The sequence below is a fragment of the Variovorax sp. GW821-FHT09D05 genome (assembly GCF_059416325.1).
The window spans coordinates 932,733-947,032 of sequence record NZ_JBWKOZ010000001.1 but is presented as its reverse complement, the minus strand read 5'-3'; the positions used below and the strand labels follow the sequence as shown (position 1 = coordinate 947,032).

General features: G+C 64.0%; 14 protein-coding genes. 3 read left to right on the top strand and 11 right to left on the bottom strand.

Annotated features, from left to right (window positions below):
• Nucleotides 1-208: 208 nt before the first annotated feature.
• The 6 genes from AC07O3_RS04510 to AC07O3_RS04485 form a co-directional block, all read right to left on the bottom strand.
• A complete protein-coding gene (locus AC07O3_RS04510) occupies nucleotides 209-556 on the bottom strand; it encodes an alpha/beta hydrolase (protein WP_495338681.1) in 348 nt (115 codons plus the stop codon).
• Between the two features lie 193 nt (nucleotides 557-749).
• Entirely contained in the window at nucleotides 750-1,655 is a 906-nt protein-coding gene (locus AC07O3_RS04505; RefSeq protein WP_093173551.1) for a LysR family transcriptional regulator, read from the bottom strand.
• 38 nt (nucleotides 1,656-1,693) lie between these two features.
• Entirely contained in the window at nucleotides 1,694-2,500 is an 807-nt protein-coding gene (locus tag AC07O3_RS04500; RefSeq protein ID WP_495338680.1) for an oxidoreductase, read from the bottom strand.
• A 40-nt stretch (nucleotides 2,501-2,540) separates the two neighbouring features.
• Nucleotides 2,541-5,618, bottom strand: coding sequence for an efflux RND transporter permease subunit (locus AC07O3_RS04495; protein ID WP_495338679.1), 3,078 nt, complete (start codon nucleotides 5,616-5,618; stop codon nucleotides 2,541-2,543).
• A complete protein-coding gene (locus AC07O3_RS04490) occupies nucleotides 5,615-6,724 on the bottom strand; it encodes an efflux RND transporter periplasmic adaptor subunit (RefSeq protein WP_495338678.1) in 1,110 nt (369 codons plus the stop codon). Before AC07O3_RS04490 ends, AC07O3_RS04495 begins: the two co-directional genes overlap by 4 nt.
• A gap of 82 nt (nucleotides 6,725-6,806) precedes the next feature.
• On the bottom strand, nucleotides 6,807-7,424 hold the full coding sequence (locus tag AC07O3_RS04485) for a TetR/AcrR family transcriptional regulator (RefSeq protein ID WP_093074232.1): 618 nt from the start codon (nucleotides 7,422-7,424) through the stop codon (nucleotides 6,807-6,809).
• A gap of 107 nt (nucleotides 7,425-7,531) precedes the next feature.
• On the opposite strand from AC07O3_RS04485, the gene AC07O3_RS04480 reads away from it, so the two are divergent.
• Together AC07O3_RS04480 and AC07O3_RS04475 are read left to right on the top strand one after the other, a co-directional pair.
• Nucleotides 7,532-8,989, top strand: coding sequence for an efflux transporter outer membrane subunit (locus AC07O3_RS04480; protein WP_495338677.1), 1,458 nt, complete (start codon nucleotides 7,532-7,534; stop codon nucleotides 8,987-8,989).
• 50 nt (nucleotides 8,990-9,039) lie between these two features.
• Entirely contained in the window at nucleotides 9,040-9,270 is a 231-nt protein-coding gene (locus AC07O3_RS04475; RefSeq protein ID WP_143062557.1) for a Med9 domain-containing protein, read from the top strand.
• Nucleotides 9,271-9,316: 46 nt separating this feature from the next.
• On the opposite strand, the gene AC07O3_RS04470 is transcribed toward AC07O3_RS04475, so the two are convergent.
• Nucleotides 9,317-10,012 carry a Crp/Fnr family transcriptional regulator gene (locus tag AC07O3_RS04470; protein ID WP_093074236.1) on the bottom strand — a complete coding sequence of 232 codons (696 nt, stop codon included), beginning with the start codon at nucleotides 10,010-10,012 and terminating at the stop codon, nucleotides 9,317-9,319.
• A gap of 101 nt (nucleotides 10,013-10,113) precedes the next feature.
• On the opposite strand from AC07O3_RS04470, the gene AC07O3_RS04465 reads away from it, so the two are divergent.
• The gene (locus AC07O3_RS04465) at nucleotides 10,114-11,697 is read left to right on the top strand and encodes a tannase/feruloyl esterase family alpha/beta hydrolase (protein WP_495338676.1); all 1,584 of its coding nucleotides are present in this window, start codon (nucleotides 10,114-10,116) and stop codon (nucleotides 11,695-11,697) included.
• A 138-nt stretch (nucleotides 11,698-11,835) separates the two neighbouring features.
• On the opposite strand, the gene AC07O3_RS04460 is transcribed toward AC07O3_RS04465, so the two are convergent.
• The 4 genes from AC07O3_RS04460 to AC07O3_RS04445 form a co-directional block, all read right to left on the bottom strand.
• Nucleotides 11,836-12,141, bottom strand: coding sequence for a high-potential iron-sulfur protein (locus tag AC07O3_RS04460; RefSeq protein ID WP_093074240.1), 306 nt, complete (start codon nucleotides 12,139-12,141; stop codon nucleotides 11,836-11,838).
• Complete coding sequence (locus AC07O3_RS04455; RefSeq protein WP_179830444.1) at nucleotides 12,138-12,296, bottom strand: hypothetical protein; 159 nt, start codon at nucleotides 12,294-12,296, stop codon at nucleotides 12,138-12,140. Before AC07O3_RS04455 ends, AC07O3_RS04460 begins: the two co-directional genes overlap by 4 nt.
• 84 nt (nucleotides 12,297-12,380) lie before the next feature.
• A complete protein-coding gene (locus AC07O3_RS04450; protein ID WP_495338675.1) occupies nucleotides 12,381-13,823 on the bottom strand; it encodes a trypsin-like peptidase domain-containing protein in 1,443 nt (480 codons plus the stop codon).
• A complete protein-coding gene (locus AC07O3_RS04445; RefSeq protein WP_093074244.1) occupies nucleotides 13,824-14,246 on the bottom strand; it encodes a universal stress protein in 423 nt (140 codons plus the stop codon). It abuts the gene before it with no gap.
• Nucleotides 14,247-14,300: the final 54 nt, after the last annotated feature.

The following is a 14,300-nucleotide window of genomic DNA, read 5'->3' as shown; positions in this document are numbered from 1 at the left end:
CTGGCTCATCGCTCGTGCTCCTTTGCAGGGTTCAGTCCTTCATGCAAGAAACGTGCTCTTGTTCAGACCTTCCCTAGCTGTTGCGGCGTGAGTTGCGACTCTACAGACTTGCACAAGCGTCTCGGCTTGGCGCGTCAACTCCGCTCCCTGTACCACTCAAGATGAACGCCCTGCGCATCGACTTCTGGCATCAACAGGTCCGGGGCTTCTACTTCGCAGCGTTAACCTGCTGCGGCTGATTCAGGTACTGGGACGGAATAGCGTCTCTGTAGTAGGCCTTTCCAGTGAGGTTCTGATTTGTCGAATGCGCCTCCTTGACTGCTTCGGCATGGACGGCATCCCGGGACTTCGAGTACCCGAGTGGAGCAGCGACTCCACTCGATGCGGAATCCCGATAAGGGTCTTCCTTTTTCGCCACGGCTGCGGCCTCTGCGTCGACGTCCGCCCGAGAGCGAACGCTGGAGCTTTGGAGTACGCCATCGTAGATTTCTGCCTGGGCGTTCGAAGCGAAAAGAAGCGCAAGAAAAGCGCCCTGAGCAATTTGAATCTTCTTCATATCGGTCCTTGAAAATTGTCGGCTGGTACTTTCTCGGCTCAAACTTTCATCGATCTGAAAGTTGTCGGCCAGAGAACGCAATTTTCTGGTGCGTTATTACCGTCGGAGTACGGGTACGTAGCAACGCCGCGTCTTCAAAGCGGAAACCTTATCCCTCTTCGCCTAGGAGGTCGAGCAAGTCGACCGTTCTGGCTCAAGCACCGCGTGCAGGCTTGAGAGGTTTGATCCGGTCCTCAAGAAAGTTCAGGAACGCACGCTGTACAGCCGTACTGTGTCGCCTCTGCAAGTAAACAGCCGACAGCCACATGTCGCTGCGAACGAACTTCGACAACGCCGGCACCAGCCGTCCGCTTTCGATGTAAGGCGCCAGCATTGCCGTAGGCAAGTAGAGAACCCCTGCTCCCAATAGCGCGGCCTGGATCAGCGGCGCCGCCTCGGTTGCATTCAGGCGTCCGCTCACGGGGACTTCCAATGGAGCACCGTCAACCTCGAAACGCCACTTCGGTTGAGGGTTCAGATGTGTGCTGACCAGCGCGTTGTGGCTGGCGAGATCATTGGGGTGAGCCGGCATGCCGTGCGCTGCCCAATACATCGGCGCAGCACAAACGCTCAGGTCCATCGCAATCAATTTTCGAACAATGAGATTCTCGTTGGCCGTCGGCGCAAACCGCAGTGCGATGTCAATGCCGTCCTCCGCCAGATCTACGATCCGGTTGGTGAGGACCAGGTTGATGCTGACTTCCGGATAGTGGCCCAGGAAGGTATTGATAAGCGCTGGAAGCTGCGTCTGGTCTATGCCATGCGGCGCGGAAATGCGCAGGCGTCCGCGGGGAGTCAACGCCCGATCCTGGAGTTCTGCTTGAGTTTCTTCCACCAGTTCCAGCATGGGTTTGCTTCTTTCGAGCAGCAATACGCCGGCGTCCGTCAGACTTACAGCGTGGCTGGTGCGGTTCAGTAAGCGGACACCGAAGCGGCTTTCCAGCGTCGCGATGTACTTGCTGACGGTTCCTCTGGACAGCTTCAGCTGACTCGCGGCGCGGGAGAAGCTGCCGGAGCCCGCGACTTCGCTGAAAGTTCTCAAGAGATCCAGGCTATCCAAGGGCTTCTCCCGGCTGTGCGAGCCGCAGGACGAACTCTTCAGGCGAGACCGAGTTTTTTTCTGAGGCTCGCATCGACGAGTCCTGCGGGCATGAAGCGGCGCAGTTTCGTCAGGATGGACGCCTGCCCCGATGGCGTGCAACGCATGCGCCAGGGACCGAGTGCCGCCTCAACGATGGTATTTGCCACGCTCTGCGGCCCGGGCGCGCTGCCGACGCTGTCGGTCACAGAACGCTCGACCAGGTTGCGTTCGCGGTCGTAGTCCGCGATCGGCGCGTTCGCACGGGGGGCGTTGGCGTCAAGGTTGGTCCGGGTGAACGCCGGCTGCACCAGCGTCGCGCGAATGCCGAACTGTCGCACCTCGTGGTCCAGCGACTCCGACAGCCCTTCGACTGCATGCTTGGTGGCCGCATACATTCCCATGTACGGTGCCGGCAATACACCGAACACCGAGCTGACATTGACGATTCGCCCGCGACGCTGCTTGCGCATGTACGGGAGCACGGCGCGCGTGGTGCGAAGCATGCCCAAGACGTTGGTGTCGAACAGCGCCGCGGCCTCGGCCGTCGCGGTCTCCTCGACCGCGCCGATCATCATCATCCCCGCGTTATTGACCAGCACATCGATGCGCAGGGCCCTGGCAATGATGGATTCGATGCCGGCCTGCACCGATTCCTCTTCCCGGACATCCATCTCGACGAACTCGACATCGGGCAGCGCGGGCACCTTGCGCAGGTCGCGCGCTGTGCCGAAAACCCGGCAGCCTCGCGCGGCAAAGATTTCCGCAGCGACGCGTCCGATGCCCGATGACGCGCCGGTCACAACAACAACCGATGAAACCGACATGGTGTTTTCCTTCGATCGGAATGAGTGATGAAACGCGCCGTCAGTGCGTCGCCGCGTTGCCGCTGCCCGGCCTGATCCTGAACCAAATAGAGTACATGGCCGGCAAGAACACCAAGGTCAGAACCGTCCCCGCCAAGGTGCCGCCGATCAGCGTGTAGGCGAGCGCTCCCCAGAACACCGAGTGGGTCAATGGAATGAAGGCCAGGATCGCCGCCAGCGCCGTCAGGATCACCGGTCGCGCACGCTGCACGGTGGCTTCGACCACCGCATGGAACGGGTCCAGCCCCTCCTGCTCATTGTGGTGAATCTGCCCGATCAGGATCAGCGTGTTGCGCATCAGGATGCCCGACAACGCAACAAGGCCGACGAGCGCATTGATGCCGAACGGCGCCCGGAAAAGAATCAGCATCGGCACCACGCCGATCAGGCCCAGCGGACTCGTCAGGAAGACCATGACCATCGCCGAGATGGAGCGCACCTGGAAGATGATGATGAGCAGCGTGATCGCCAGCATGATCGGGAACAACGGCAGCATGGCCTTGGTTGCCTTTTCCGACTCCTCGATGGAGCCGGCCTGATCGATGCGATAGCCGGGCGGCAGCTTGTCCACGAGGGGCTGAAGCTGATGGGTGATGGCCGTCGATACGTCCGGCGGCTGCAGGCCATCGGCGATGTCGCCATGAACGGTGATCGTCGGCATGCGGTCGCGCCGGCGCATGACCGGTTCTTCCATGCGTACGTCGACCTCGCCCACCTGCGACAGCGGGATGCGTTGCCCGTTGGCGCCGGACAGCGTGAAGTCCGCAATTCGCGCCGGGTCGAGGCGGGTGGCGCCGGCCGAACGGGCCACGACCTGCACCGTGCGGATGTCCTCGCGCACGGCGGTGACAGGCACGCCACTCAGGAAGAACTGCAGCTGCTGCGCCACCGCGCTGGAGGTCAGCCCCACGGCCTGCAGCCGGTCCTGGTGCAAGGTGAAGTGCAGCGTGGGCGTGCGCGTGCCCCAGTCGGTGTTGACCGTGCGCATCATCGGACTCGCATCCATGACCTGCTGCACCTCGGCCGCAATATTGCGCAGCTTGTCGGGGTCCGGGCCCGTGACCCGGTAGGCAACGGGGAACGGCGAATACGGGCCGAACACGAGTTGGGTGACGCGCACGCGCGCCTCGGAGGCAAGACCGTCGGCGATCGCCTGGCGCAGCCGGTGCTTCAAGGCATCACGCTCTTCCTGGCTGGCGGTGCGGACCACGATCTTGGCGAACGACGGATCGGGAAGCTCCGGCCCCATCGCGAAGTAGAAGCGCGGCGCGCCCTGCCCGATGTAGGCCGTGACGATATGGGCTTCCTTCTGCTTGGCCAGCCACGCCTCCACCTTCGCCGCCGCGTCGCTGGTCTGCGTGATCGAAGTGCCATAGGGCATCTGCACCTCGACCAGCACCTCGGGGCGATCGGAGATCGGGAAGAACTGCTTCTTGACCAGTCCCATGCCGAGAATGGCCGCCACGAAAAGGCCGACCACCGCGCCGGCGACCAGCCACTTGCGCGCGATCACACGCCCCAACACCTGACGCAGACGGTTGTAGCGCGGCGTGTCGTAGATCGCGGCATGGCCGCCCTCGACCTTCTTGAAGTCGGGCAGCAGCTTGACGCCGAGGTAGGGGGTGAAGACCACAGCGACGACCCAGGACGCGATCAGCGCAATGCCGACGATCCAGAACATGTTGCTGGTGTATTCGCCCGCGGTCGATGGCGCGAAGCCGTTGGGCATGAAGCCGACGGCCGTGACCAGCGTGCCCGAGAGCATCGGCGCCGCAGTGTGGCTCCAGGCATAGGCGGAGGCGGCGACGCGGCTGTAGCCCTCCTCCATCTTCACCACCATCATCTCGATCGCGATGATCGCGTCGTCCACCAGGAGGCCCAATCCCAGGATCAGCGACCCGAGCGTGATGCGGTCAAAGTTCTTGCCGGTCGCGGCCATCACCACGAAGACGATCGCCAATGTCAGCGGCACGGCGGCAGCGACCACGAGGCCCGCACGCCAGCCCATGCTCAGGAAGCTCACGAGCATGACCACCAGCAGCGCGGCGAAGAACTTGACCATGAATTCGTCGACCGAGGCGCTGATGTTGACGGCCTGGTCCGTGACCTTGCTCAGGCTCATGCCCAGCGGCTGCTCGGCGTTGATGGCGCTGACTTCGTGATCCAGCGCCTTGCCCAGGTCGAGCCCGTTCCAGCCTTCGCGCATGACGACGCCCAGCAGCAGGGTTGGCTCGCCGCCGTTGCGGATCATGAAGGTCGCCGGGTCTTCATAGCCACGCTTGACGGTGGCGATGTCGGACAGCTTCAGGGTGCGGCCCTGTGCCACGACCGGCGTATCGCGGATCTTCTGCATCTCGTCGAAGGAGCCGTCCAGGCGGATGAACACCTGGGGCCCCTTGGTTTCGACAGAGCCCGCCGGCGTCAGGGCATTCTGGCCATTGAGCGCGCCGAACACGTCCTGCGGACCGATACCCAAGGTAGCCAGGCGCTCGTGCGAGAACTCGACATAGATGCGTTCGGATTGCTCGCCGGCGATGTTGACCTTCTTCACGCCCGCCACATGCAGGAGGCGCTGGCGCAGCGTCTCCGCGTCGCGCACCAGCAGGCGCTGCGCCTCGCCCTTGGCCTTGAGCGCGTACAGCGCAAAAGTGACGTCCGCGTATTCGTCGTTGATCATCGGCCCGATCACACCGGCCGGTAGGTTGCCCGCCTCGTCGCCGACTTTCTTGCGGGCCTGGTAGAACTGCTCCTGGACCTGCGAGGGTGGCGTGCTGTCGAGCAGGGTCAGGGTCGTGAAGGCCAGGCCGGGCCTGGTGTAGGTTTCGGAACGGTCGTAGTAGCGCAGCTCCTGCAGGCGCTTCTCGATCTTCTCGGTGACCTGGTCCTGCATCTCCTGCGCGGTGGCGCCAGGCCAGGCGGTGATGATGGTCATCACCTTGACGGTGAAGGCGGGGTCTTCCGCCCGGCCCAGCTTGAAGAACGAAACAAGACCCGCCAGCGAGATCAGGAAAATCAGGAACAGGGTGATGGAGCGCTCGCGGACCGCGAGCGCCGACAGGTTGAATCGGCCTTCGCTCACGGGCGGACTCCGTCAGCAGCAGCCTGGCCCGCCACCCGCACCTGCTCGCCCTCGTGCAACAGGTGGGCGCCGAGCGCGACGATGCGGTCGCCTTGCTTGAGTTGGCCGGCGACGATGCGTGCGCCGTCGTCTTCCAGGTGCTCGACCACGACCGGCCGCCAGTTGACCTTGGCCGGCTCGCCGCCGATGACCCACACGCCTGGCCCCTTGCCAGCATCGAACAGGGCGCCGATCGGCACCTGCAAGCCACCTTGCGCAGAGGAAAGCCGGTCCGGAATCCGGATGGTGACCGTGGCGCCCAGCGGCGCATTGGCAAGGTCGCCCTTGAGCACATAGCGCGCCTCGAAGGTGCGGGTCTGCCGATCCGCGGCCTCCGAGAGCTGCCGCAGCGTGGTCGGCACCGTCACGCCCTCTTTGCCGAAAAGCGTGGCCTGTCCGGCGGATCCGACCGCCGGGCGCAGGGTTTCCGGCAGCTGGACAACGGCTTCGCGCGGACCGGCGCGGGCCACGCGCACCACGGCCTGCCCAGCGCTCACGACCTGGCCGGGTTCGGCCAGCGTTTCCATGACGACGCCATCGCCGTCCGCCACAAGCTCGGCATAGCGGCTCGCGTTGCGGGCCACGTCGGCCTGGGCCTCGGCCGCGCTGAGCTGGGCTTTGGCGGCGTCCGCGGCCGCCTTGATCTGGTCGTAGGCCGATGCCGAGATCGCACCAGTGCCGCGCAGATCGCGGTAGCGGGCTTCATCCTCCGCCGTCTGCTGCGAGCGCGCCCGCGCGGCGACGACCGCCTCCAACTGCGCATGGGCCGCGAGCTTCAGGTCGGCAGGGTCGATGCGCATGAGCAACTGACCGCGCTTGACGGCCTGCCCCGCGTCCACAAGCCGCTCCAGCACCTTGCCGGAAATCCGGAATCCCAGGTCACTCTGGACCCGGGCGGCTACGGTGCCAGTGAAGGCGCGCGATGTGGCACCGGCCCCCTGGACGGTGGCGGTGCGCACCTGCGGCGCTTGAGTGCGCGGATCGGACGGCGATTTTTCGCCGCAAGCGACCAGCGCGAACGGCAGTGCGCAGATGACTGCAGAGGTAGCAAGGCGGCGCCAAAGCATGAGAGTCCCAGAGACGAAGTGATCAGGACCCGCATTTTGATACCAGTGACCAATTCAGTCAATAGTCACATCAATCCCTGCCTCATGGCGAAAGGCTGCGCAGCACCAGCCCAGACAGTTGCGCCGGCGCTTCAGCCGTGTGGTCGAAGCTGTGCTGCAGGAGAAGCGGATTGATGTAGGGGCGCATGACAAGGTGGATGGCCCCCACCGCCTCGTCCAGCGGCGTCTTGCGCTCGAACTCGCCCATTTCCCGCCCTTCGCGCAGGATGTCCTGGAGCAGTTGCCGAATGCGCTCTTCATAGACGACTACCGCCTGCCACCGCTCGGTGGCCGCCGAGATCGCGATTTCGTAGAGCTTGCGATCCTCGGAGAACAGCCGAAGGCTTGCTTCGACCACCGACTTGAACATCCGACGCAGCTTCTCAGGGGGGCGATCGGCGCCGTCGACGGCTGCCCGGACCTCGGCTTCGATCTCGCGCAGGCAGTTCGCGCAGATCATTTCGCCGATCGCCTGCTTGGACTCGAAGAACTTGTAGATGTAGGCCTTGGAAAACCCGATGGCCTTGGCGAGGTCGGAGACGGTCGTCTTCTCGTAGCCATACCGGCTGAAGTGCTCGGTCGCCGCGGCAACGATCTGGTCTCGCACATCGTGGTCGGCAGGGCCGCGCGCCACAGCCGGAGAAAGAGTTGCATTGCTCATGGCCGACAGCTTACAGCGAGCAGGGGAAATCAACAACGAGTGACCATATTGAATTATAGTCACATCAATTCGACGCCTCTTTCCCGCCCTCTTTCCGGAAGAACTCCATGCTCCAGCGCGTTTTTGTCCCGCTCTTCGCTGCCAGCCTCGTCGCAGGTTGCGCGGTCGGCCCCAACTATGTCCGGCCCGATACGCCCCTGCCGCAGCAGTACCTCGGCCAGACGGCCGTCGATGCACGACCCGCCTCAATAAGCGTCGACCGACTCGCATGGTGGACAGGTTTCGGCGACCCGCAACTGGCTCGGTTCGTCACGCTTGCACTGGCGCAGAACCTCGATCTTGTGCAGGCGGCCGCGCGCGTCGCTCAAGCGCGTGCGGGACTGGGGGCGGCGAATGCTGCCTTGCTGCCTTCTGGAAACATCAGCGGACAAGCCGCCCGGGCTTATCAGTCCGTTGAAACGCCGCTGGGACAAGTCTTGAACTCGAGGCCCGGCTTCGACCGCTACGGCAATGCCTACGAAGCGAATCTCGGTGCAAGCTGGGAAGTGGATGTTTTCGGCGGCCTGCGCCGTGGACGCGAAGCGGCACTTGCCGAGTACCAGGCTTCGGAAGCAGGCGCGGCCGCAACAAGGTTGACCGTGGCGGCGCAGACCGCCGACATCTACATCAGCATCCGCGGACTGCGGACCCGGCTCGACGTGGCGCGCCGGCAGGTGCTCACGCAGCAGGAGTTGCTGTCCAAGGTCAATCTTCTGTACGGCAAGGGGTTGACGGCCGAACTTCAGGTGCGGCAGGCCGAAGGCGCGCTGGCACAGGTTCGGGCATCCGTCCCGGCGCTCGAGGCGGGGCTGGACGCGGCCATGAATGCGCTGGATGTGATGCTGGGCTCGCCCCCGGGCACGCACCGGGCGGAACTGGCCAACTTGGGCGTCATCCCGGTCGCCCCGCAGATCACGGACGCGGGAACGCCGGGCGACTTGCTCAGGCGGCGGCCCGATCTGATCGCGGCCGAGCGCCGCCTCGCCGCATCGAACGCACGCATCGGCGTCGCCATTGCCGAGTACTACCCCAAGCTTTCCCTGAGCGGCCTGATCGGCAGCGCGACATCGGTGTCCGGCGGCAACCTGTTCACCAGCGGCGCAAGCCAGGCCACTGGTGTGCTGGGCCTGCGCTGGCGCCTGTTCGACTTTGGCCGCATCAACGCGCAGATCGATCTCGCCAAGGGCCAGGATGCCGAATTGCTAGCCGCGTATCGGCTGGCCGTGCTGCGCGCTACCGAAGATGTGGAAAACGCCTTCTCAGCCCTGGTCAAGCGCGAGGAACAAGCCAGCGTTCTTGCGCAGGGCGTCGACTCGCTCGGCCGTGCGCGAGGCGCGTCATTCGCCGCCTACCAGAAAGGCGTTGTCAGCCTGATCGAAGTGCTTCAGGCAGACGAGAACCTGCTGCGCGCTTCCGACGCGCGAGCACAAGCGCAAACCGAATCGGCACGCGCCGCGGTCACCGCCTTCAAGGCATTGGGGGGTGGCTGGCAACCAAGTGGAACCGACGCGGTTGCAACCCGATAGGTGCCGTCCGTGTACGACCCTTTGCAAGCACTTGAACTGGGGGAATCAAAATGAGTGATGACCGCGGTGCTACGGAAAAACCTGCGCCGGGCTTCTGGCGGAAATTGATACTGGCGCTTGAAGGTATGGACGAGTCCTATGTAGCGGACTTGGAATCGCGCATTCGCATGCTCGAAGTCGAGGTAGCTCGACTTGGTGAACTCGAAAGAAAGCGTGGCAACTCCTCGCCGCACTGCGCTACCTGGAATGCTTCTGAAGCCTCCGGCTCGATGACATCCTGACCCGAAGGCACGAGGTCTTACGCTGCCATCGAATGGCACGAGGCCCCTACTCCGAATGCTCGCGCGCGTACACCCGCAAGCCATCGACGTTCAGGACGTCGATGCTTCCGTAGCGGATGTGAAGCAGGCCCGCTTCCTCCAACTCGTGCAGGGCGCGATGGGCGACCTGGCGGGAAATTCCGGCCAGCCGGCCAATCTCCTCCTGCGAAATATGCAGGACTGGATGGGTCTGGGGGTTGAGTTGAGGATTGAAGAGTTCAGCTAGGCAGCCCGCCACACGCGAACTGATGTCGTGCATCCGATAGCTCTCGGCCAGCGCAATGAACTGGCCGAGCCTTGCGTTGAGCTGATCGATCATGAAATGGCAAAAGCTCAAGCTGTTGGCGACCAAGTAGTGAAAGGTCTGGCTCGGCATCAACGCAATGCGGGTGTCGCGCAGCGCGACAACGCCATAGGGACGCAACTCCCCCTTGAGAACGGAACCTTCCCCGAGCCAACCGCCATTGGTGACCCCGGTCAATGTGGTGCTTCGGCCGTCCGCTGACAGGACGTCCACTTTGACCATCCCTTCGACGATTCCGATCCAGTGCGTCGCCGCGCTTGATTTGTGGCAGACGATCTCACCAGCCGAATAGAAGCGGTCCTGCGTTTCCAGTTCGACGCGCTGAAGTTGGTCGCGCGTCAGTCCGCCAGCCCAAGCAGCCGCTCGCAACATCGAAATGGTCTGCGCGTGATTTGTCATCGGAAAGACTTTCTTCCTCGGCCTTAGTGCCTAGCATGCGCTGCGCAGGCGACGGCCTGAGTCGTCTGAGTTTATGTGGCAGTACGAACAGGAGACAAATCATGAGAAACCCTCTCTCGATGGCAGGCTACGCGCTGCTGAGCATTCCCATCCTGCTGACCGCCTGCGGCGGCGGAAGTGACGGCGCAGGCAACTGGCCGGTGCTGTTCCCGACACCGGCGCCAACGCAAACACCGCCGCCGACACCGGTTGCGACAGCGCAGGAGAAGTGCTCGATCTTCGCCGGCGCTTCGCTTGCCGGTGCAGCGCTCAAAGAGGCGACGCTCGTCCCGGCGGCAGCAGGAGCCGCGGAGTACTGCAAGGTCACGGGCATCCTGCACGGCACGCTCAACTTCGAAGTGCATCTCCCCACTGTGTGGAACAACAAGCTCCTGTATGCCGGCGGCGGCGGTTGGGACGGCAGCATCAACATCACGCCCGTCTCGCCAAGCGGTGCAACTGCCGGCTACGTACTCGTGGCCTCGGATGGCGGGCGTCAGGGAGACGCCTTGGACGCTTCGGCCTTCCTGAACAATCCCACGGCTCAGGCGGACTTCGGCTATCTCTCGATCCATTCGGTCAATGAGGTCACCAAGGAGATCGTTCGCAAGCGCTATGGCTCGGATGCCGCGTTCAGCTATTTCGAGGGCTGCTCCAATGGCGGCAGGGAGGCATTGATCCAGGCCACGCGCTTCCCGAACGACTTCGACGGCATCGTCGTGCGGGCGCCGGCCTACTCTTTTACCGAACTGTTCCAGGCCTTCGTCGCGAACGGAAAGGCGCTCGCCGCGCCGGGCGGGCAACTCAGCGATGCGAAGGTCTCGCTTATCGGGAAGACCATCACCGCTCAGTGCGACGCACTGGATGGTATTGCCGATGGCATCGTGAGCAACCAGGAAGCCTGCACGTTCAACCCGGCGGTGTTGCGCTGCACGGCAGGCGACGCCGACACATGCCTGACCGACCAGCAGATAACGACCGCCAACACGATCTACTCCGAGCTCAAGCGTAAGGACGGGACAACCGTCTACCCCGGCTGGGGACCTGGCGGCGAAGACCAGGGCTGGCCCCTGTGGGTGACAGGCTCCGCCATCGGCGGAACCGGCCTCCAGTTCCAGTTCGGCAGCGGCCTCGTGAAGTATTGGGTCACGGGCGATCCGGCCTTCAACGTGCTTGGCTTCGATCCGGAGTTCTACTCCGCGGGACTGCGGCTCGCGGCCACCACGCTCGATGCGACGCCGGACCTTCGCTCCTTCTTCGGGCAGGGCGGCAAGATGATCCTTGCCCATGGAACGAACGACTGGGCGATCAGCTACAAGGGCTCGATCAAGTATTTCAACGATGTAGCGACCACGGTCGGCGGCGCATCCACGCGGGATGCCTCGATGGAGTTCTTCCTCCAGCCGGGCGTTCAGCATTGCGCCGGCGGTGTCGGTCCTGACACCGTCGACCTTGTGGACGCAGTCGCGAAGTGGCGAGAGGGTGGCACAAAGCCCTCCACGCAAAACATCGTGGCGACGAAGCTGGATTCGACGACCAAAGCTCCGGTACTTGCGCGCCCCTTGTGCAAGTACCCGACCTTTCCGAAATACAAGGGCAGCGGCGACGTGAATTCGGCGGACAGCTACAGCTGCCAAAGTTCTTGAGCGTCTTCATTTGCTGAGGTAGCCCTACTTTCCCGTGTGTCCGGCCGTCGCCTCGCGCGGCCGGTCCATGACGTGTGCGCGGACGCGCTCGACACGGAAGCGAAGGTACCCTTCGACAGCAACACTCAAGTTGCGCTGCTAGGCCTTCTTGGCCCAAGCGCTGCACCAGCCTTTGGCACTGACCTGTTTTCCAGCAAACAACGCGCAGTTACCTTGCGCGTCCGTCGGCTTGGATTGCCAGAGCGCGCAACCGCTGCATAACTGGGCGTTGTCGTGCTTGGGAAATTTCTTCGCGTCGGCCTTCGACGAATCGGCGACGTAGCCCAGAGCCGCGGCCTGCGGATCCTTTTCTTCAAGCCGGGCCTGCGCGAACGAGCTGGGGGCGGAAATGGCAGCGCCCGTCGCGGCAAGCGTGAGCATGAAGGTGCGGCGGCTGGAGTTCATCGTGAGTCTTTCGTTGTGTGGGAGACGGAAATCAGGTTGCCCGACGCAGAGTTGCGCTCGCTCAGACCCGCAAGCACGAGAACACCCGTGGCCAGGAGCGTGGCGATGCAGAACCCCAGGGTTTGCAGGGTTCCGCTCAATGTGATGTTGTTCATGGGACGACCTCGTTATGGGTGATTGGCATTGCCTGCGGTCATTCTTGGGCGAGCGGCCACGCGCGACCTTGCGCAGGATCAATCTCACGGCGTCCGTGCGGTGGCATCGCCCGCGCCTCGCGCCACAGGGGCACGTTGCGGACCGCGCGGAAGAATCGGCACATAGCTGCGGGTCGAGCCGCGCATGACCAGCAAAGCGACCGTGTCGCTCTCTTTGATGGACTGGATCGCTGCATCGAAATCCGCCAGGCCGGCCACTTGCACGTCGTTGACCGCGATCAGCATGTCGCCGTAGCGCAACCCCGCCCGCTGGGCCGAACCCGAGGCCGATTGCACAAAGAGGCCGGGATCCAGAAGGCTGATGCCCAGCACACCCTTTCGCTCCGAGAGTTCGAGCCCGAAGCGCGTCTCTTGCGGCAAGGCACGCGCGGCCAGCCGAGGCGCGAGGTCCGGTGGGATCTCGGCCACGCCTACCTGCATCGTCAACGGCGTCCTGTGGCGCCAGACTTTCAGTGCGAGCAGGCTGCCCTTGCGGGCTCCAGCTACACGATCCTGTATGTCGGCATAGGGCATTGCGGCAGCGCCATCGATGGCCAGCACGACGTCGCCGCTGCGAAGCCCAGCCTGCTCGGCGGGGCTGTCCGGGTCGACGCGCACCACCAGCGCTCCCAATGCGGTATCGAGCCCGAAGGCCGGCGCGAGTTCGACGGTCAGGGGCTGGATGCGGGCACCGATATGCCCCCGCATCACCCGCCCGGTGATACGAAGCTCGTCCGCAATGTGCATCGCCGTGTCGATCGGCAGGCTGAACGACATGCCGGAGTACCCACCGCCGGGCGAGTAGGCCATCGAGTTCATGCCGACCACCCTGCCCCGTTCGTCGAACAACGGCCCGCCCGAGTTGCCCGGGTTGAGCACGACGTCGGTCTGGATCAGCGGCACCCCGCTCCCACCTGGCACGTAACGCGGATTGGCGCTCACCACGCCGGCGGTCACGCTGCGCTCGAAGCCGAATGGGGCACCCATCGCGGCGACCCATTCGCCCGGGCAGAGCTCGCTGCTGCGGCCCACGGTGACGACCGGCAAGTCGGATGCCGCGATCCGCAGCAGTGCCACGTCGGTGCGGCGGTCGATGCCAATCACTTCGGCATCGAAGCGGCGCTGGTCCTCGGTGACGATGGAGATCGCCTGGGCACCGGTCACCGCGTGCGCACTGGTCAGGATGTAGCCGTCGCGGCGGAAGATGAACCCCGACGCGAAACCGCGCTCAACGCCGCGGCCCCATTGCGTCGGCGCGCGCTGATCGCTGTTGGCAACCCAGTCGTTGCCCGTGCCGGCGACTGTCACGCTCACCACCGCAGGCGACTGACGCGCCGCGGCCGCCACGAAATCAGACCCTTGCAATGCCGACGACGTGCGCTCAAGGCACGACGATCGCGTCTGCGACCAGGCGCTCGTTCCGCCCGCCAGTGCGAATGCACCGAAGGCGGCCACGATCGCGCCCCGTGCCAGGGTTGCGGCACTCATTCAACGCACCAGCAAGACCGGCACCGTGCACGCAGCCAGCACTTTGGTGGCAACCGACCCCAGTACCAGGTTGGTCAAGGTGCCATGGCCCCGCGAACCCATCATCACGAGGTCGAACTGCCCCTTCTGCGCGAACGAAGCTATCTCTTCGGCGGGATGACCGATGCGGTGCTCGAAGCGGGCTTCAATGCCGTTCCTGGCCAGTAAAGCGCGCACGGGCTCGAGCACCACCCGCGCATCGTCTTCGTAGTACCCGTGCACGATGTCCGGCCCTGCGAAGGCCGCGGCTCGGTGCGGTACCGGCAGCACCGCATGAAAGACCGTGAAAGCGTGGCCCGCATTCGCCCATTCCTTGTGCGTGGTCAGGTAGGACAGCATGCGATTCGTGTAGTCGCTGCCATCGACGGCAAGCAGGATTTTCATGATGGTTCCTTGGGCGGAGACGTTCCCCGGTGCAAGGATGGTCCTCGCGCACCC

What these genes read in the sequence shown, in the direction of transcription:
- AC07O3_RS04510 (WP_495338681.1), bottom strand. Translation starts at nt 556, where the DNA reads ATGAAGAAGATTCAAATTGCTCAGGGCGCTTTTCTTGCGCTTCTTTTC.
- AC07O3_RS04500 (WP_495338680.1), bottom strand. Translation starts at nt 2,500, where the DNA reads ATGTCGGTTTCATCGGTTGTTGTTGTGACCGGCGCGTCATCGGGCATC.
- AC07O3_RS04490 (WP_495338678.1), bottom strand. Translation starts at nt 6,724, where the DNA reads ATGCTTTGGCGCCGCCTTGCTACCTCTGCAGTCATCTGCGCACTGCCG.
- AC07O3_RS04485 (WP_093074232.1), bottom strand. Translation starts at nt 7,424, where the DNA reads ATGAGCAATGCAACTCTTTCTCCGGCTGTGGCGCGCGGCCCTGCCGAC.
- AC07O3_RS04480 (WP_495338677.1), top strand. Translation starts at nt 7,532, where the DNA reads ATGCTCCAGCGCGTTTTTGTCCCGCTCTTCGCTGCCAGCCTCGTCGCA.
- AC07O3_RS04475 (WP_143062557.1), top strand. Translation starts at nt 9,040, where the DNA reads ATGAGTGATGACCGCGGTGCTACGGAAAAACCTGCGCCGGGCTTCTGG.
- AC07O3_RS04470 (WP_093074236.1), bottom strand. Translation starts at nt 10,012, where the DNA reads ATGACAAATCACGCGCAGACCATTTCGATGTTGCGAGCGGCTGCTTGG.
- AC07O3_RS04465 (WP_495338676.1), top strand. Translation starts at nt 10,114, where the DNA reads ATGAGAAACCCTCTCTCGATGGCAGGCTACGCGCTGCTGAGCATTCCC.
- AC07O3_RS04460 (WP_093074240.1), bottom strand. Translation starts at nt 12,141, where the DNA reads ATGAACTCCAGCCGCCGCACCTTCATGCTCACGCTTGCCGCGACGGGC.
- AC07O3_RS04455 (WP_179830444.1), bottom strand. Translation starts at nt 12,296, where the DNA reads ATGAACAACATCACATTGAGCGGAACCCTGCAAACCCTGGGGTTCTGC.
- AC07O3_RS04450 (WP_495338675.1), bottom strand. Translation starts at nt 13,823, where the DNA reads ATGAGTGCCGCAACCCTGGCACGGGGCGCGATCGTGGCCGCCTTCGGT.
- AC07O3_RS04445 (WP_093074244.1), bottom strand. Translation starts at nt 14,246, where the DNA reads ATGAAAATCCTGCTTGCCGTCGATGGCAGCGACTACACGAATCGCATG.